This is a genomic window from Streptomyces sp. Alt3 (assembly GCF_030719215.1).
Classification (GTDB): domain Bacteria; phylum Actinomycetota; class Actinomycetes; order Streptomycetales; family Streptomycetaceae; genus Streptomyces; species Streptomyces glycanivorans.
The window spans coordinates 1,855,283-1,871,963 of sequence record NZ_CP120983.1; the positions used below are offsets into that span (position 1 = coordinate 1,855,283).

Annotated in this window: 15 protein-coding genes; 3 read left to right on the forward strand and 12 right to left on the reverse strand. The window is 72.4% G+C overall.

What is annotated here, in order from left to right; genetic code table 11:
* Positions 1-6: 6 nt before the first annotated feature.
* From mnhG to P8A20_RS08010, 9 genes are all read right to left on the reverse strand, one after another.
* Positions 7-408 carry a monovalent cation/H(+) antiporter subunit G gene (mnhG, locus tag P8A20_RS07970; RefSeq protein WP_147959920.1) on the reverse strand — a complete coding sequence of 134 codons (402 nt, stop codon included), beginning with the start codon at positions 406-408 and terminating at the stop codon, positions 7-9.
* Positions 405-728 (reverse strand): MrpF/PhaF family protein, encoded by a 324-nt coding sequence (locus tag P8A20_RS07975; protein WP_147959919.1) that lies wholly within the window; start codon positions 726-728, stop codon positions 405-407. The genes mnhG and P8A20_RS07975 overlap by 4 nt, the downstream gene beginning before the upstream one ends.
* Positions 725-1,369, reverse strand: coding sequence for a Na+/H+ antiporter subunit E (locus P8A20_RS07980; protein ID WP_147959918.1), 645 nt, complete (start codon positions 1,367-1,369; stop codon positions 725-727). The genes P8A20_RS07975 and P8A20_RS07980 overlap by 4 nt, the downstream gene beginning before the upstream one ends.
* A complete protein-coding gene (locus P8A20_RS07985) occupies positions 1,366-3,012 on the reverse strand; it encodes a Na+/H+ antiporter subunit D (RefSeq protein WP_306103215.1) in 1,647 nt (548 codons plus the stop codon). Before P8A20_RS07985 ends, P8A20_RS07980 begins: the two co-directional genes overlap by 4 nt.
* Positions 3,009-3,602: a Na(+)/H(+) antiporter subunit C gene (locus P8A20_RS07990; RefSeq protein ID WP_147959916.1), complete on the reverse strand. Its 594-nt coding sequence runs from the start codon at positions 3,600-3,602 to the stop codon at positions 3,009-3,011. Before P8A20_RS07990 ends, P8A20_RS07985 begins: the two co-directional genes overlap by 4 nt.
* A complete protein-coding gene (locus tag P8A20_RS07995) occupies positions 3,599-6,502 on the reverse strand; it encodes a Na+/H+ antiporter subunit A (protein ID WP_147959915.1) in 2,904 nt (967 codons plus the stop codon). The genes P8A20_RS07990 and P8A20_RS07995 overlap by 4 nt, the downstream gene beginning before the upstream one ends.
* A gap of 159 nt (positions 6,503-6,661) precedes the next feature.
* Positions 6,662-6,895: a hypothetical protein gene (locus tag P8A20_RS08000; protein WP_147959914.1), complete on the reverse strand. Its 234-nt coding sequence runs from the start codon at positions 6,893-6,895 to the stop codon at positions 6,662-6,664.
* Between the two features lie 169 nt (positions 6,896-7,064).
* On the reverse strand, positions 7,065-7,466 hold the full coding sequence (locus P8A20_RS08005) for a RidA family protein (RefSeq protein WP_147959913.1): 402 nt from the start codon (positions 7,464-7,466) through the stop codon (positions 7,065-7,067).
* Positions 7,463-8,596, reverse strand: a complete 1,134-nt coding sequence (locus tag P8A20_RS08010; protein WP_147959912.1) for an acyl-CoA dehydrogenase family protein — start codon at positions 8,594-8,596, stop codon at positions 7,463-7,465. Before P8A20_RS08010 ends, P8A20_RS08005 begins: the two co-directional genes overlap by 4 nt.
* 91 nt (positions 8,597-8,687) lie before the next feature.
* On the opposite strand from P8A20_RS08010, the gene P8A20_RS08015 reads away from it, so the two are divergent.
* Both P8A20_RS08015 and P8A20_RS08020 read left to right on the forward strand, forming a co-directional pair.
* Positions 8,688-10,307, forward strand: a complete 1,620-nt coding sequence (locus P8A20_RS08015) for an AMP-binding protein (protein WP_306103216.1) — start codon at positions 8,688-8,690, stop codon at positions 10,305-10,307.
* A gap of 51 nt (positions 10,308-10,358) precedes the next feature.
* Positions 10,359-11,180 carry a GNAT family N-acetyltransferase gene (locus tag P8A20_RS08020; RefSeq protein ID WP_306103217.1) on the forward strand — a complete coding sequence of 274 codons (822 nt, stop codon included), beginning with the start codon at positions 10,359-10,361 and terminating at the stop codon, positions 11,178-11,180.
* 80 nt (positions 11,181-11,260) lie between these two features.
* Here P8A20_RS08020 and P8A20_RS08025 read toward each other — a convergent pair whose 3' ends face one another.
* Positions 11,261-13,603, reverse strand: coding sequence for a bifunctional salicylyl-CoA 5-hydroxylase/oxidoreductase (locus P8A20_RS08025; protein WP_147959910.1), 2,343 nt, complete (start codon positions 13,601-13,603; stop codon positions 11,261-11,263).
* A 4-nt stretch (positions 13,604-13,607) separates the two neighbouring features.
* Positions 13,608-14,435, reverse strand: a complete 828-nt coding sequence (locus P8A20_RS08030; RefSeq protein ID WP_147959909.1) for an enoyl-CoA hydratase family protein — start codon at positions 14,433-14,435, stop codon at positions 13,608-13,610.
* Between the two features lie 269 nt (positions 14,436-14,704).
* Here P8A20_RS08030 and P8A20_RS08035 point away from each other — a divergent pair, with 269 nt between their 5' ends.
* A complete protein-coding gene (locus P8A20_RS08035) occupies positions 14,705-15,151 on the forward strand; it encodes an ATP-binding protein (RefSeq protein ID WP_306103218.1) in 447 nt (148 codons plus the stop codon).
* Here the strand turns inward: P8A20_RS08035 and P8A20_RS08040 are convergent.
* A complete protein-coding gene (locus P8A20_RS08040; protein ID WP_306103219.1) occupies positions 15,105-16,577 on the reverse strand; it encodes an amino acid permease in 1,473 nt (490 codons plus the stop codon). The two genes, P8A20_RS08035 and P8A20_RS08040, sit on opposite strands and share 47 nt — an antisense overlap.
* Positions 16,578-16,681: the final 104 nt, after the last annotated feature.

The window sequence follows — 16,681 nt, forward strand, 5'->3', positions numbered from 1 at the left end:
CCGCTGTCAGCCGCGGTCGGGCCCGCTGTCGGGATCCGGCCGCTCCCCTGTTTCCTGGCCGGGCTCGGTGAGCTGCGCGTCCAGGTCGTCGAACAGCAGCTCGCCACGCTCGATCTGTCCCGTGCGGTACGCCGACCGCGCCACGAGGTGGGAGGCCACCGGACCGGTCATCAGCTGGAAGAAGCCGATGAGCGCGAGCGTCGCGAAGTCCATGCCGCCGCGCAGTCTCAGCGCGACCCCGGCCAGCACCAGGAGCAGCCCGAGGGTCTGCGGTTTGGTCGCCGCGTGACTGCGCGACAGGACGTCGGGCAGCTTCAGCATGCCGACCACGCCGAGGAGGCAGATGGCCGCGCCGAGAAAGACCAGCACCGCACCGGCCGTGTCCGTGATCTGGAGCCAGACGCTCATTTCCGCTCCTCCTTTCCCTTGGCCCTGCGCCGCGACAACGGCTTGTCGCGTACGGCGATGAACCGGGCGATCCCCACCGAGCCGGTGAAGCCGAGGAACGCGAGCACCAGCATGATCGGGAAGTAGAAGGAGTCCCGGGCGAACGCCGACTTGGCGCCCAGACCCGCGATCATCACGGCGGCGAACACGTCGAGGCCGATGGCCCGGTCCAGCATCGAGGGACCGCGGCTGATGCGGAAGAGCAGCAGCGCTCCGGCCACGACGACGAACACGACTGCGGCGGTGATCAGCACCCGGTCGACGGTCTCGGGACCACTCATGCCCCCTCCTCCCCGGTGTCGGAACCCGTGTCGGAACCGGGGACCGGTGGCGGCGGCCCGGACACCCGGGTGATCTCGTCGCGCGTGCCGAACGCCCGGACCGTCAGCTCCTCCAGCTTCCAGACGGAGCGCCGGGCCGCCTCGAGCTCCGCCGGCCGGTCGGCGTCCAGGACGTGCAGGAAGAGCGTGGCCGTGGCCCTGCGCACCTCGACGACGGAGCCCCCGGGGACGTTGGACACGGTGACGGCGGTCGCGGCGAGCATCAGGTCGCTCCGGCAGCGCAGCGGGACGCCGATGACGGCGGGCCGGTGCGGCCGGTCGGCGAAGATCTGCCGGGTGACCTTCACCCCCGAGGTGTACATGTCGTAGAGCAGGTAGGCGGCGAGCCGCAGGATGCCCCAGGGGTGCAGTCTCAGCCCGAGGTCGACCTGGGGCAGCGGGAACGCGAGACAGACGGCCACCGCGACGACGACACCGGTGATGACGTTGGCCCAGGTCAGGGTGGACCACAGCAGGACCCAGATGAAGGTGAGCCAGGCGATCAGCGGGAGGTCGAGCACCCGGCGCCGCCGGCCTGCGAACCCGATGCTGAAGGGCGGCAGATCGGGGTTGTGGTACGACAGGGTGATCAGGCGCTTCACGGGCCGAGCACCTCCTCCACGTAGGGCCGGCGGGAGATGAGTTCGGCCGCCGAGCGGTCGGTGAAGGCCGTCAGGGGCCCTGCCAGCACCGTGAAGGCCAGACCGAGCACGACGGCGCCCGCGGTGGCGGCGGTCATGGCCCGGGGCGGGCGGACCGTGGTGGTGACGGCCTGCCCCTGGAGGGTGGCGGCCACGGTCCGTCCGGCCGGCGCCGGCCCGACTCCTTCGTCGCCGGTGCCCGGGACGCGGTCGGGCCCGGGGCCTTCGTCGTCGTCGCTGTCGTCGGCGGTCTCGAGGACGGTGCCGTAGGCGGCCTGGCCCGGCGGCTCGGTGCGCCAGAAGGCCAGGTTCCAGATCTTGGCCATCACGTACAGGGTGAGCAGGCTCGTCACGGTGGCCCCGGCGACGAGGATCCAGGCCCAGACGCTGCCGTCCGAGACGCCGGCCCGCATGAGTCCGAGTTTCCCGATGAAGCCGGAGAGCGGCGGGATCCCCGCGAAGTTCATGGCGGGGACGAAGAAGAGGACCGCGAGCAGCGGGGCCGACCTGGCCAGCCCGCCGAGCCGGGTGAGCTCGTTGGTGCCGCCCCGGCGCTCGATGAGCCCCGCGACGAGGAACAGACTGGTCTGGACGGTGATGTGGTGGGCGACGTAGAAGATCGCGCCGCCGTACGCCTCACGGGTGGCGAGGCCGATCCCGAAGACCATGTAGCCGATGTGGCTGACGAGGGTGAAGGAGAACAGCCGCTTCAGGTCGGTCTGGGCGACCGCGCCGAGGATGCCCACGATCATCGAGGCGAGGGCGACGGCCATGAGCAGGTCGCCGAGCCGGTTGCCGGGGAAGAGCAGGGTCTCGGTCCGCAGCATGCAGTAGATGCCGACCTTCGTCAGCAGGCCCGCGAAGACGGCGGTGACGGGCGCGGGCGCGGTCGGGTAGGAGTCGGGGAGCCAGGCGGCCAGGGGGAAGACAGCGGCCTTGATGGCGAAGACGGTGAGGAGCATCGCCTGGACCAGGGTCTGCACACCCAGTGGCAGGTCGGGCAGCCGCAGGGCCAGTTGGGCGAAGTTGGCGGTGCCGGTGGCGGCGTAGGTCATGGCGATCGCCGTCAGGAACAGCATCGAGGAGAACAGCGAGATGATCACGTAGGTGGAGCCGGCGCGGATGCGGGGCCCGGTACCGCCGAGCGTGAGCAGGACGAAGCTGGCGACCAGCATGATCTCGAAGCCGACGTAGAGGTTGACGAGGTCGCCCGCGATGAAGGTGAGGGAGACCCCGGCGACCAGGATGAGGTAGGCGGGGTGGAAGACGGCGACGGGCGTCTCCTTGTCCCGGTCCGCCATGCCCTGGCCGAGTGAGTAGACGAGTACGGAGAGGGTGACGGCCGAGGAGACGGTCAGCATCAGTCCGGACAGCCGGTCGGCGACCAGCGTGATGCCGAGCGGCGGGGCGAAGTCCCCCAGGTGGACGGACAGGGGGCCCTGCCGGTCCGCGGCGATCATCAGGGTCACCGAGAGCGCGAGGACGGCGGTGAGCACGGCGACGCTGATGAAGCGCTGGAAGCGTGCGAGCCTGACACCGAAGGCGAGGCTCACCCCGGTGGCGCAGAGGGGCAGCAGGACCGGCAGCGGGACGAGCGCGTTCATCCGGCGGCTCCTCGGTCGTCGTGCGTGTCGTTCACGTAGTCCTCCGGATCGGCGCCCAGCACGTCGTGCCACAGGTCGCCGCCGGCGTCCCGGCCCCGGGCCTGGAGCGCCCGGTCGGCGCGCAGCCGGGCGCGCAGGCGGTGGCGTTCCTGCCGGTAGCGTGCGCGTTCCCTGCGGGTGCGTCCGGGCTCCGCCCGGTATTCCTCGCGGAGTTCGGCACGCTCCCCCAGCACTTCGGCGCGCAGGAAGATGCGCCGGTCCTCCAGGTCGTCGTGGACCTCGTCGGTGCCGGTGAGCTGGTAGCTGCGGTAGGCCATCGCGAGCAGGAAGGCCGTGGTGGCGAGCGTGATGACGATGGCGGTGAGGGCGATGGCCTGCGGCAGCGGGTCGGTGACCCGGCGCAGCGGCACCCCGTAGAGCAGAGGTGCGGCCCCGGCCGACCCGGTCGACGAGAGGACCAGCAGGTTGATGCCGTTCCCCGCGATCACCGCGCCGAGCAGGATGCGGGTGAGCGGCCGGGTGAGCATGAGGATGCCGCCGACCGCGCAGAGGACGACGGCGGTGGCGAGGAGCGAGACGCTCATGGTCATCGGTTCGGCTCCCCCGTCCCGGGGTCCGTGGCGGGGGCCAGCGCGCCCGCCGCCCGCTCGATCTGCCGGTCGACCTTGGCGCCCAGCGCCCGCACGATGTCGAGGACGACGCCGAGGACCAGCAGGTAGACGCCGAAGTCGAAGAGGACCGAGGTGCTCAGGTGGTAGTCACCGAACACGGGCAGGTGCCCGTGGTAGGTCCAGGCGTGCAGCACCGTGCCTTCCGCGAGGCCGCCCAGGGCGACCGCCGTGGACACGAACAGTCCGAGCCCGGTGAAGAGGCCCGGCTGCAGCGGCGCGGCCTCCGCGAGCTCGAATCTGCCTCCTGCCAGGTAGCGGGTGATGAGGGCGAGTCCCGCCACCAGCCCGGCGACGAATCCGCCGCCCGGCATGTTCTCCGCGCAGAACAGCAGGTAGAGGGAGAGCACCAGGATGGGGTGGAAGAGGAGGCGGCCCACCACCTCGAAGACGACGGACCGGTGCTCGGGCGCGAGAGTGGATCCGGCGGCCAGCCAACTGCGTTCGGGTGCGGTGTCGTCGCCCTGCGGCAGTCCGGTGAGGCGTCGGCCCGACAGCGTCCACGCGGTCTCCCCCCGCAGTTCCTCCCTGTTCATGGAGGCCTCGCCGCGGCGGTGCAGATAGATGAGGCTGGTGACGCCGATCGCCGCCGCCGCGAGGACTGCGGACTCCCCCATCGTGTCCCAGGCGCGCAGATCGACGAGGATGGTGGCCACGACGTCCTTGAGGCCGTGGTGTGCGACCTCCTCGACCATCGCGGCGCCCGCGGGCTCGGCGACGCGTGCGGCGCCCGCCGCCCAGACGGCCACGCCGACCGTCGCAGCGGCGCCCAGCGCCACCGGGATCCGCAGGGCCCGCCGCCAGGTGCCGATGGACTCCTCGAAGCGCACCGGCAGCCGGCGCAGGACCAGCACGAACACGATCATCGACACCGTTTCGACGCAGAACTGGGTGAGCGCCAGGTCGGGTGCGCCCTGCACGACGAAGAGGAGCGCGGCCCCGTATCCGGTGAGTCCGGCCAGGACGACGGCCTTCATCCGGCGGCTGACGGTCAGGCAGGAGAGTGCGGCGGCGCAGGTGAGGAAGGCCACCGCGCCCTGGAGCGGGACGTCCCACGCCCGGGGGGCGACCGCACCCTCCCAGGGGCGGTCCGTGACCAGCACGGCGAGCTGGCCGGCCAGCATCACCGTCATGGTGATGGCCAGGTAGCCGGAGAGGGAGCCGCGCTGGACGAAACCGGTGATCTGGAGGGCGACGCGCTCCAGGCCGAGCAGGAGGTGGCCGAACACGCTGTCCGCGGTGGGCCACGCGACGCGGCGGGAGACCTTGGTGACCGTACCGCGCAGGGCGAAGAGCACGGCTCCGCCCGCCCACGTCACGGCGGACAGCAGCAGGGCCGTCCCGAAACCGTGCCAGAGCGCGAGGTGGTAGGGGTGTGCGGCGGCGGGGAAGACGTCGGCGTACGCGGCGAACAGACGGTCCGTCCATCCGACGCCGGGGCCGAGGACGAGACCGGCGACGGCGAGCACCGCGGGCGGGGCGAGGAGCGCGGCGCCGACGCGGTGGACGGGGGTGTCGGCGGCTCCTCGCTTGCGGGCGAACGCTCCCCATACGAAGCGCAGGGTGTAGGCGACCGTCAGCACCGAGCCGAGGACGACGACGGCGAGTTCCCAGCGGTCGGCGGTGTCTCCGTGCAGCAGCGCTTCGAGGGCGGCTTCCTTGGCGGCGAATCCGAGGAACGGTGGCAGGGCGGCCATCGAGGCCGCGGCGAGTACGCCGACCGCGCACACGTAGGGCATGGTGCGGCCGAGACCGGAGAGCTCACGCAGGTCCCGGGTGCCGGCCGCGTGGTCCACGATGCCGGTGACGAGGAACAGGGCGGCCTTGAACAGGGCGTGCGCCAGGATCATCGCGACCGCGGCGAGTGCCGCGTTCCGGTTGCCCGCCCCGGCGAGCACGGTGAGGAATCCGAGCTGGCTGACGGTGCCGTAGGCGAGGACGAGTTTCAGGTCGTGGAGGCGCAGGGCGCGCCAGCCTCCGAGGAGCATGGTCGCTCCCCCCAGCACGAGGACGACGGGCCGCCAGACGGGTACGTCGGCGAATGCGGGAGCGAGCCGTGCAACGAGGTAGACGCCGGCCTTGACCATGGCCGCGGCGTGCAGATAGGCGCTGACGGGGGTGGGTGCGGCCATGGCGTTCGGCAGCCAGAGGCTGAACGGCCAGATCGCCGACTTGGAGAGGGCCCCGCACAGCACGAGGACGACGGCCACGGATACGGCGAGGGTCGCCTCCGGAGGGTCGGCCACGATCGCGGAGATCCGGTAGGTGCCCGCCGCCTCACCGAGGATCAGGAAGCCGACCAGCATGGCGAGTCCGCCCAGTGTGGTGACCGTCAGGGCCTGGAGGGCGGAGCGGCGGTTCTTCTTGCGTTCGCTGGTGTGTCCGATCAGCAGGTAGGAGAAGACGGTGGTCAGTTCCCAGAAGACGTAGAGGGTGATCAGGTCGTCCGCGAGGACGAGAGCGAGCATGGCGCCCGCGAAGGCCAGCAGGTTCCCCGCGAAGGGCGCCAGTCGGGGTGAGCCGTCGGTGAAGTAGGACGCGCAGTACAGCAGGACCAGCATGCCGACACCGGCTGCGAGCAGCACCATGAGCTCGGCGAGCGCGTCCAGGCGCAGGGCGAACGAGACGTCGTAGGTGGCGATCCATTCCCATGACGAGGTGACCGACCCGCCGTCGGCCGTGGTGCCCCACTGGGTGAATGCCCACACCGTGGTGGCGGCGGGGGGCAGCGCGAGCACGACGAAGGCCCGGCGGCCGAGCCGTCGCACCAGCGGCACGGCGCACGCCGCCAGTGCGAAATGGCAGAGGATGAGGACGGTCACGACGGGTGTTCCGGAACAAAGGCCACCGAATAGAGATATATCCCCCGGCCCGGTTCACCCGTCCGGCGCGCCGCGCGCCGGACGGCCTGCTGGTTCCGGTCCGCGTCGGTGGCGGCCGCCTTTCGTCCCACTGAGGTCACAGAACGGCGTCTGCCCTGTTCACCCGTGCCCACACGGCATGACATGGGAACGTTCCTGCGCGCCGGGCACTTCTCCTTCGTGGAACACCCGGTCGGCGTTCAGGGACAGATGGCGCGGTTCCTCGGGAACCTCGTCCGGCAGCCCCCGGCCGGCCCCGGTGACGTGAAGGCCGCAGCGCGCCTCGTCACGCGCGGTGATGCCGCCACCTTCGGTCGACCTGTTCACCGTGTGCGGGGACGGCCCTCGGGTCACCGCCGTCACCTCCCCGTGCGCGGCAGAACCGTGCGCGTCTTCAGCGTCACTCCGGAGCGTGTGCACCGCTACCTGGGCATGACAGGCATCCCCGACACTTCGGCAGGGAAGGGTGCGTGTTCCGTGTGCGCGCCGTGTTGCACATGCGAGGCCACTTCCGCGTGTCGGCTCAGTCCAGCACCGCGATGCCGTCGATCTCGACCATGGCCTGTTCGTCCCACAGCCTGACCGCGCCGACGACCGCCATGGCCGGGTACTCGCGCCCCGCCAGCCTCCGCCAGACGGCGCCCAGTTCACGGGCGTGGGCGCGGTAGCCGGCCACGTCGGTGGTGTAGACGGTGACCCTGGCCAGGGCGGTCGGGGCGCCGCCGGCCGCGCGCAGCGCGGTGAGCAGGTTTCCCAGAGCGGTCTCGAACTGCTCCGGCAGGGTGGCTCCGACGACCTTCCCGTCGCCGTCCAGCGCGGTCTGGCCGGCCAGGAAGACCAGCCGGCCACCGGTGGCCGTGACGGCGTGCGAGAAGCCGGTGGGCGGGGAGAGCTCGGCGGGGTTGATCCGGGTGATCGGATTCATGCGGGGGTCTCCTGTGTCGCGTACAGATCCTTGGCGATGATCGTGCGCTGTACCTCGGTGGCGCCCTCGTAGATCCGGGGCGCGCGGACCTCCCGGTAGAGATGTTCGAGCAGGTGTCCCCGGCGCAGGGCGCGGGCGCCGTGCAGCTGGACCGCCGCGTCGACGACGTACTGCGCGGTCTCGGTGGCGTACAGCTTGGCCATGGCCGCGCGCCGGGGCACCCCCGGCTCGCCCGCGTCGTGGGCGGCGGCGGCCGCGAGGACCAGGAGCCGGGCGGCCTCGGTGCGGGTGGCCATCTCGGCCACCTGGTGCGAGACGGCCTGCAGGTCCTTGAGCGGGGCTCCGAAGGCGGTGCGGTCTGCCGTGTGTTCCAGGGTCGCGTCGAGCGCCGCGCGCGCCATGCCGACCGCGAACGCTCCGACGCTGGGGCGGAAGAGGTTCAGGGTGTCCATGGCGACCCGGAACCCACGGCCGGGCTCGCCGAGCACGTCGTCGGCGGTCACCGGTACCCCGTCGAAGTCCAGTGCCCCGACGGGGTGCGGGGACAGCATGTCCAGTGCCTCCCCGGTGAGCCCCGGCCGGTCGGCGGGCACGAGGAAGGCGGTGACGCCGCGGGCTCCGTCGCCCTCCCCCGTCCGGGCGAAGACGGTGTAGAAGTCGGCCTCGGGGGCGTTGGAGATCCAGCACTTCTCGCCGGTGAGCCGCCAGCCGTCACCGCCGGGCGCCGGCCGCGCGGCGAGGGCGAGGGCGGCCGCGTCGGAGCCCGCGCCCGGCTCGCTGAGGGCGAAGGCGGCGACGGCGCGTCCGGCACGCACCTCGGGGAGCCAGCGCGCGCGCTGGGCCTCGGTGCCCGCCAGGCGGACCGGTCCGGCTCCGAGACCCTGGAGCGCGAGCGCGGTCTCCGCCTCCGTGCAGCCGCGCGCCAGTGATTCGCGCAGCAGGCAGAGGTCGAGCGCGCCCGATCCGAGGAGCCGGTCCAGGAGCCCCAGCCCGCCGAGCGCGGCGACGAGCGGGCGGTTGACGTGGCCGGGCTCGCCCTTCTCGGCGAGCGGGCGGAGTTCCTCACGGGCGAGTGCGTACAGCTCTTCGCACCAGGCGGTTTGACCGGGATCGAGGGAGAATGCCGTCATACCGGCGCCTCTCTTGTCGCGTCTTATCGCGGACCGTTGACTACCGTCACTCAAACGATACGCTCCAGGGGCGACAAGGGGGCGATGCTTCATGAAGCCGTCAGGTACCGCGAGCGCGCACACCGACACCTTCGCGCGCGACCATCTCCCACCCGCCGAGGACTGGCCCGAGCTGGTCTTCGACCTCCCCGAACTGGCCTATCCGGACCGGCTGAACTGCGGATACGAGCTGCTCGACCGCACGGTCGCCGCCTTCGGCCCCGACCGTCCCGCCTTCCGCAGCGGCGACGGAACCGTGTGGAACTACGGGGACCTGCGCGACAGGGTGGACCGGATCGCCCAGGTGCTGACACATGATCTGGGAGTGGTCCCCGGCAACCGCGTGCTGCTGCGCGGTCCCACCACGCCGTGGCTCGCGGCCTGCTGGCTCGCGGTGATGAAGGCCGGAGCGGTCGCCGTGACGGTGCTGGACCGGCAGCGGGCCTCCGAGCTCGCCACGATCTGCTCCATCGCCCGTGTCGGCCACGCACTGTGCGACATCCGATCGGTGGACGACCTGCTCGACGCCGGGGTACCCGGGCTGCGCGTCACGACGTACGGGGGCGGCTCCTCAGACGATCTGACGGAGCTCGCGGCGGCCCGGCCGGGGCCCTACCGGGCGGTGGACACCGCCGCCGACGACATCGCCCTCATCGCGTTCACCTCGGGTACCACCGGCCTGCCCAAGGGCTGCATGCACGCGCACCGCGACGTGCTGGCCGTCGCGGACACGTTCGCCCGGCATGTCCTGCGGCCGGGCCCCGACGACGTGTTCACGGGCAGCCCGCCGCTCGGCTTCACCTTCGGGCTGGGCGGGCTCGTGGTCTTCCCGCTCCGGGCCGGCGCCTCGGCCCTGCTGCTGGAGCAGGCGGGGCCCAAGCAGTTGCTGCCCGCGCTCGCCGCCCACCGGGTCTCCGTCCTGTTCACGGCGCCGACCGCGTACCGCGTGATGCTCGACGCGCTCGACGGCCACGACCTGTCCGCCCTGCGCCGCTGCGTCTCGGCCGGGGAGAACCTGCCCGCCGCGACCTGGCGGTCCTGGTACGAACGGACGGGGCTGCGCATCATCAACGGCATCGGCGCGACCGAGCTGCTGCACATCTTCATCTCGGCGGCCGACGGGGCGATCCGGCCCGGCACCACGGGCGTGCCCGTGCCCGGCTGGCAGGCGCGCGTGGTGGACGAGGACGGCATGGAACTGCCCGACGGGGAGCCCGGCCTGCTGGCCGTGCGCGGTCCGGTCGGCTGCCGGTACCTCGCCGACGAACGCCAGCGGGTGTACGTGCGCCACGGCTGGAACATCACCGGCGACACCTATGTGCGCGAGCCGGACGGCTACTTCCGTTACGTCGCCCGCGCCGACGACATGATCATCTCCGCCGGTTACAACATCGCCGGTCCCGAGGTCGAGGAGGCCCTCCTGCGCCACGCCGACGTCTCCGAGGCGGCGGTGGTGGGACGGGCCGACGAACTGCGCGGGCAGATCGTGGCCGCCTACGTCGTCCTGCGCGAGGGCGCGTCCCTGTCGGCGGACGACCTGCGTACCCATATGAAGGCCGAACTGGCACCGCACAAGTGCCCGCGCACCGTCGAGTTCGTGCCGGCGCTTCCGAGGACCGCGACGGGGAAGCTCCAGCGCTTCCTGCTGCGTGAGGCCACCGCCCCGGAGTGACCGGCCGGAAAACGGGGTGCCCTGGAGGCGGGCGGCCGGACAGGATGAGGCATGTCCTGGACCTTCACCGACGACGTCGACACCTTCCTGGAGACGGCCGGACCGTCACTGGCCGCCCGGCCCGCCGAGAACACACTGCTGCTGACCGTCACGGCCACCCTGCGGGACGGCGGGCCGCATGCCTACGGCGCGGGGGTTCCCGTGCTGGGCTGGTGGCGCGGGCCGGACGGGGAGGTGGCCGGCGCACTGGTGCGCACACCGCCCTTCCCGCCGGTCCTCGGCTCGGCGGCCCCCGAAGCGGTCCGCGCCCTGGCCGACGCGCTCCCGCTGCCCGGCATCAACGCCGACCGTGAGGCGGCGACGGCACTGGCCGCCCGCTGGCCGCGCCACCGCGTCGACGAGGAGCAACGGCTGTACCGGCTCGGCACTGCGGTGCCACCCTCCCCCGCGCCCGCCGGGAGACCCCGGGCCGCAACCGGCGCCGACCGCGCGCTGCTCGTCACGTGGATGCGGGCGTTCGGTGCGGAGACCGGGCAGGCGGGCGACAGCGCGGAACACATCGTGGACGAGCGCACCGCGCACGGCGGGCTGACCCTCTGGGAGACGGACGGGATGCCGGTGTCGATGGCTGGTGTCTCGGGCAGGATCGCGGGCACGGTGCGGGTCTCGGCCGTCTACACCCCGCCGGAGCACCGGGGCCGGGGCTACGCGGCGGCGGTCACGGCGGAAGCCGGCCGCCTGGCCCGGGAGGACGGGGCCGCGGAGGTGCTGCTCTTCGCCGACCTCGCGAATCCGACGAGCAACGGCGTGTACCTCCGCATCGGCTACGAGGCCGTCTCCGACCGCCTGCTGATCACCGCGGAGCCGGAATGACGCCGGGGGCGGGCCGTCCGCCGCGCCGGGCGGGCGGACCGGAGGCCGGCCCCGCCCTTCTTCGGGCGCACGGCTGACGGTCAGTCAAGCGTGAGCCGGGGCTTGGGGGCGTCGGTGCGGCCGGTCGGCGGAGGGCGGCTGCCCGCGCGGTACGGCAGCGGCCAGGGGGCACCCGGCCCTTCGTACCCCTGCTCTGCCGCCGCGTGCAGCGTCCAGTGCGGGTCGTGGAGGTGGGGGCGGGCCAGGGCGCAGAGGTCGGCCCGGCCGGCGAGCAGCAGCGAATTGACGTCGTCCCAGGAGGAGATGGCGCCCACCGCGATGACGGGCACGCCGAGGACGTTGCGGATGCGGTCGGCGTACGGGGTCTGGTACGAGCGGCCGTACCCGGGGCGCTCCTCCGGGACGACCTGGCCGGTGGAGACGTCGATGGCGTCGGCCCCGTGGGCGGCGAAGGCGCGTGCGACCGCCAGGGCGTCCGCGTCGCTCGTGCCGCCGTGGAACCAGTCCGTCGCGGAGATCCGTACGGTCGTCGGCCGCTCCCGCGGCCATACGGCACGGACCGCGTCGAAGACCTCCAGGGGGAATCGCAGCCGGTTCTCCACGGACCCGCCGTAGGCGTCGGTGCGCCGGTTGGTGAGCGGGGACAGGAAACCGGAGAGCAGGTAGCCGTGGGCGCAGTGCAGTTCGAGGAGGTCGAATCCGCAGCGGGCGGCGCGGCGGGCGGCCTCGGTGAACCGGTCGCGGACCGCGTCCATCCCGTCCCTGTCCAGCGTCTGCGGGATCTGGCTGACACCGTGCGCGTACGGGAGGGGTGAGGCGGCGACGACCGGCCAGTTCCCGTCGTCCAGCGGTTGGTCGATGCCCTCCCACATCCGCCGGGTCGATCCCTTGCGGCCGGAGTGGCCCAGCTGGACACCGATCGCGGCGCCATGGCCGCTGTCGTGGACGAAGCGAGTGATCCTGGTCCACGCGTCGGCCTGTTCGTCGGTCCACAGGCCGGTGCAGCCGGGGGTGATACGGCCTTCCGGGCTCACGCAGACCATCTCCGTCATGACGAGACCGGCACCGCCGAGCGCCCGGGCGCCGAGGTGGACGAGGTGGAAGTCGCCGGGCACGCCGTCGGCGGCGGCGGAGTACATGTCCATGGGCGACACGACGACCCTGTTGCGGAGTTCGAGGCCGCGGAGCCGCAGCGGGGTGAACATCGGCGGGGTGCCGGGCGGGCAGCCGAACTCCTCCTCGACCGCTCCGGTGAAACCGGGGTCGCGGAGCCGGAGGTTGTCGTGGGTGACGCGGCGGCTGCGGGTGAGGAGGTTGAAGGCGAACCGCCGGGGCGGCTGGTGCGCGTACTGCGGGAGTTCCTCGAACCAGCGCAGGCTGGCCGCGGCGGCGCGCTGGGTGGACAGGACGACGGGACGGCGCTCGGCCTCGTACGCGGCGAGGGCGGCGGGCAGATCGGGCTGCTCCTCGATGCAGGCGGCGAGGGCGAGGGCGTCCTCGACGGCGAGTTTGGTGCCGGAGCCGATCGAGAAGTGGGCGGTGTGGGCGGCGTCGCCGAGGAGGACCGTGCGGCCGTGCGACCAGTGCTGGTTGGTAACGGTGGCGAAGGTGAGCCAGGAGGACTTGTTGGAGCGCAGCGGCCGGCCTCCGAGCGCGTCGGCGAAGACCTCGGCACAGCGCTCGGCCGACTCGGCGGTGCCGCAGCTGTCGAACCCGGCGGCCCGCCAGACCTCGTCGCGCATCTCCACGATGACGGTGGAGGCGCCGGATCCGTCCGCCGGGCCGCGGACGCCCGTCGGGGACCGGCCGCCGGGCGAAGGGAGGGCGAAGGGGTAGGCGTGCAGCTGCATCACGCCGTGCCCGGTCTCGGCGATCTCGAAGCGGAAGGCGTCGAACGCGAAGTCGGCGGCGAGCCAGATGTAGCGGTTGCGGTGGTGCGTGACCGTGGGGCGGAAGTGGCGGGCGTGTGCCTCGCGGGTGGCGCTGTGCACCCCGTCCGCGGCGACGACCAGGTCGTGGCTCGCGGCGAGCTCCGCGGCGGGCGGCGCCTCGGTCCGGAAGCGGAGCCGCACGCCGAGGGACGCGCAGCGCTCGTGCAGGATCCGCAGGAGCGTACGGCGCTCCAGCGCGGCGAAGCCGTGGCCGCCGGAGGTCTGGGTGGTGCCCCGGTGCACGACGTCGATGGTGTCCCAGCGCACGAACGCCTCGCTCAGGGCCGCGTACACGGCGGGGTCGGCGTGCTCGATACCGCCGAGCGTCTCGTCGGAGAGGACCACGCCGAAGCCGAAGGTGTCGTCCGGGGCGTTGCGTTCCCACACGGTGACCTCGCGGCCGGGGCGCAGCCGCTTCAGGAGCGCGGCGGCGTAGAGCCCGCCCGGTCCCCCGCCGACGACCGCGATCCGTTGCGTGTCCGGGGAGGGCATCGCGTCACCTGCCCCGCCACTTCGGCGGCCGTTTCTCGGTGAAGGCGGCGTGGAACTCGGCGTAGTCCTCACCGTTCATCAGCAGGGCCTGGGTAGCCGCGTCCATCTCCACGGAGGCGGCGAGCGGCATGTCGAGCTCCGCGGTGAGGAGCGCCTTCGTCTGGGCGAGGGCGAGGGCCGGCCCGTCGGCGAGGCGTCGGGCCAGCGCGGCTGCCCGGGTGTCGGCCTCCCCTTCGCCGGTCAGCTCGCTGATCAGCCCGATGCGCTCGGCCTCGGGGGCGCGGACGGGTTCTCCGAGCATCAGGATCCGGGTGGCGTGGCCGAGGCCGACGACGCGGGGCAGAAGGTAGGCGGCGCCCATGTCGCCGCCGGAGAGGCCGACCGCGGTGAAGAGGAAGGCGAAACGGGCGGAGGGGGCCGCGACCCGGAAGTCGGAGGCCAGGGCGAGGACCGCCCCGGCACCGGCGGCGACTCCGTGCACGGCGGCGACGACGGGGAACGGGCATTCCCGGAGGGCTCGTACGACCTGCCCCGTCATCCGGTTGAAGTCCAGGAGCTGCGCGGTGTCCATCGCCAGCGTGGCGCCGATGATCTCGTCCACGTCGCCGCCCGAGCAGAAACCGCGCCCTTCCCCGGCGAGCACGAGGGCGCGCACGGAGCGTTCGCGGGAGAGCTCGGCGAGAAGGTCGCGCAGGTCGGCGTAGGCGCCGAAGGTGAGTGCGTTGAGCTTCTCGGGACGGGCGAGCGTGACGGTCGCCACGCCGTCGTCGATGGTCAGGCGCAGATGCTTCCAGCGTTCGGTCCGCGAGGCGGAGCCGGTGAACGGGCTCATGGAAGGGTCCCCTCCGGCCGTCGGGCTGCGGCAGATGCGCTTCGAAGTTATCACTCGTCCGTGACTTCCGTCATGAGTACGCGATAGCGCGTCGTCACCACTGTGGCGAAGGTCCCTTTTGTGCCGGCCGACAGCCTCTATGTCCGGGGCGCCTCGCTTCGTATGGTTGAGCGCAGGAAGTCCTGGTACGGACCACACGGCCAGGACGCATCCGAGGGGGCACGCCCGTGCCCCCTCGGATGTCCCGCTGCCGAACGGAAGCCCCCACTGTGCCGCCCGACGTCCCCCCTCAGCCCTTCTGGCGTATCGCCCTGCCGCACTCCACGGCCGCGGTGCCGATCGCCCGCGCGCTGGTCCGTACGGCGCTGGCGGAACTCGAGGCGCCGGCGGACAGTGACACGGCCGAACTGCTGACGGCCGAGCTGGTCGCCAACGCCGTGGAGCACACCGACGGCTCCGGGCCCATCGAGCTGGTGGTCGAGCTCCTGGCCTCCGGCTGCCAGGTCGAGGTGCACGACCACGATCCCGAGCCGCCCGGCGACCTGTCCGGCCTGCTTCCGGAGAGCACTCCGGACCCCTGGCAGGAGCACGGCAGGGGGCTCCTCCTGATCCGCGCCCTGAGCTCCGCCTGCGGTCACCGCCCCACCGAACACGGCAAGGCGGTCTGGTTCACCCTTCCGTCGGGCCCGCCGCCGCCCGGTCCTGCCGCCCGCTGACGAGCCGGGAGCGGCTGCGGCTGTACAGCGCGTACACCAGGGCGCCCACGGCCAGGAAGACCACGAACTGCACCCAGGTCGTCCAGCCCGTCCCGTACATCAGATACAGGCAGAAGCCGACGCCCAGAACGGGGCTGACCGGGTACAACGGCACCCGGAAGGAACGCTTCAGGTCCGGGTTGCGGCGGCGCAGCGCGATGACGGCGATGTTGACGACCGCCATGGTGGCGAGCGTGCCGATGGTCGTCAGGTTCACGACGACGTCGAGGGACGCGAACGCGGCGGGGACCGCGAAGAGGACCGCAACGATCCAGGTGTTGGCGACCGGGGTGCGGGTCTTCGGCGACACGCGCTCGAAGACCCGGGGGATCAGCCCGTCGCGGGACATCGACATCAGGATCCGGGTCTGGCCGTACATCACCGCCAGGACGACGGAGGCGATGGCGACAACCGCGCCGAAGGCGATGATCCCGCCGCCGACGCTCGATCCGGTGACCTTGTCGACGACCAGCGAGAGCGCGGCGGGCTTGTCGGAGACGGCGTCCGCGCCCAGCGACCCGATGGCCCCGAGGGCGACCGCGCAGTAGAGCAGCGTGACCACGCCGATGCAGATCAGGATCGCGATCGGGATGTTCCGGCGGGGGTTCTTGACCTCCTCGCCGGCGGTGGTGATGGCGTCGAAGCCGATGTACGAGAAGAACGCCACCGACGCGCCGGCCGTGATCCCTGCCATGCCCTCCGGAGCGAAGGGGGAGAGGTGCCCGTCCTCGAAAGCGGTGAAGGCGATCGCGCAGAACGCGACGAGGATGCCGATCTTGAGCACCGCCATCGCCGCCGTGGCCCGCGCGCTCTCCCTGATGCCGCGCACCAGGAGTGTGGCCGCCATCATGACCACGACGATCGCCGGCAGGTTGATCACACCGCCGTCGCCGGGCCCCGAGGAGAGCGCGGCCGGCAGACTCCAGCCGACGACGCTGTCCAGCAGCTCGTTGACGTACTGGCTCCACCCGACCGCGACGGCGGAGACCGAGACGCCGTACTCCAGGAGCAGGCACCAGCCCACGAGGAAGGCGACCCGCTCCCCGAGCGTGGCGTAGGCGAAGGAGTAGGAACTGCCGGAGACCGGGATGGCGCCGCCGAGCTCGGCGAACGAGAAGGCGGTGAAGATGCAGGTGATGGCGGCGAGGACGAACGAGACCACCACGGCGGGGCCCGCCTCGGCGACGCTGTCGGACAGACCGACGAAGATGCCGGTGCCGACGATCGCACCGACGCCGAAGCACACGAGCTGGAACAGCCCCATGGTGCGCCGCAGGCCGTGCCCTTCCAGGTCGGCTCCGGACTCGGCGAGCAGCAGTTCGGGGCTCTTGATGCGCGCCCCGTTTCTGCGTGAAGGGCTTGGCGGGGTGGGGGAGACGGCACTCATGGGGGGACGGGGTCTCTTCTCTGGTGGTGCGGGGAAACGGAGCCTGTGGGGGGCTCTCACCTGGGTACGCGCTCCGGACCGGGCACGTGAAAAGGGGTTCGGGC

Coding starts and splice junctions, on each gene's coding strand:
- P8A20_RS08010 (WP_147959912.1), bottom strand. CDS start 8,596: ATGACGGCATTCTCCCTCGATCCCGGTCAAACCGCCTGGTGCGAAGAG.
- P8A20_RS07985 (WP_306103215.1), bottom strand. CDS start 3,012: ATGAACGCGCTCGTCCCGCTGCCGGTCCTGCTGCCCCTCTGCGCCACC.
- P8A20_RS07975 (WP_147959919.1), bottom strand. CDS start 728: ATGAGTGGTCCCGAGACCGTCGACCGGGTGCTGATCACCGCCGCAGTC.
- P8A20_RS08040 (WP_306103219.1), bottom strand. CDS start 16,577: ATGAGTGCCGTCTCCCCCACCCCGCCAAGCCCTTCACGCAGAAACGGG.
- mnhG (WP_147959920.1), bottom strand. CDS start 408: ATGAGCGTCTGGCTCCAGATCACGGACACGGCCGGTGCGGTGCTGGTC.
- P8A20_RS07990 (WP_147959916.1), bottom strand. CDS start 3,602: ATGACCATGAGCGTCTCGCTCCTCGCCACCGCCGTCGTCCTCTGCGCG.
- P8A20_RS08030 (WP_147959909.1), bottom strand. CDS start 14,435: ATGAGCCCGTTCACCGGCTCCGCCTCGCGGACCGAACGCTGGAAGCAT.
- P8A20_RS08005 (WP_147959913.1), bottom strand. CDS start 7,466: ATGAATCCGATCACCCGGATCAACCCCGCCGAGCTCTCCCCGCCCACC.
- P8A20_RS08020 (WP_306103217.1), top strand. CDS start 10,359: ATGTCCTGGACCTTCACCGACGACGTCGACACCTTCCTGGAGACGGCC.
- P8A20_RS08025 (WP_147959910.1), bottom strand. CDS start 13,603: ATGCCCTCCCCGGACACGCAACGGATCGCGGTCGTCGGCGGGGGACCG.
- P8A20_RS08015 (WP_306103216.1), top strand. CDS start 8,688: ATGAAGCCGTCAGGTACCGCGAGCGCGCACACCGACACCTTCGCGCGC.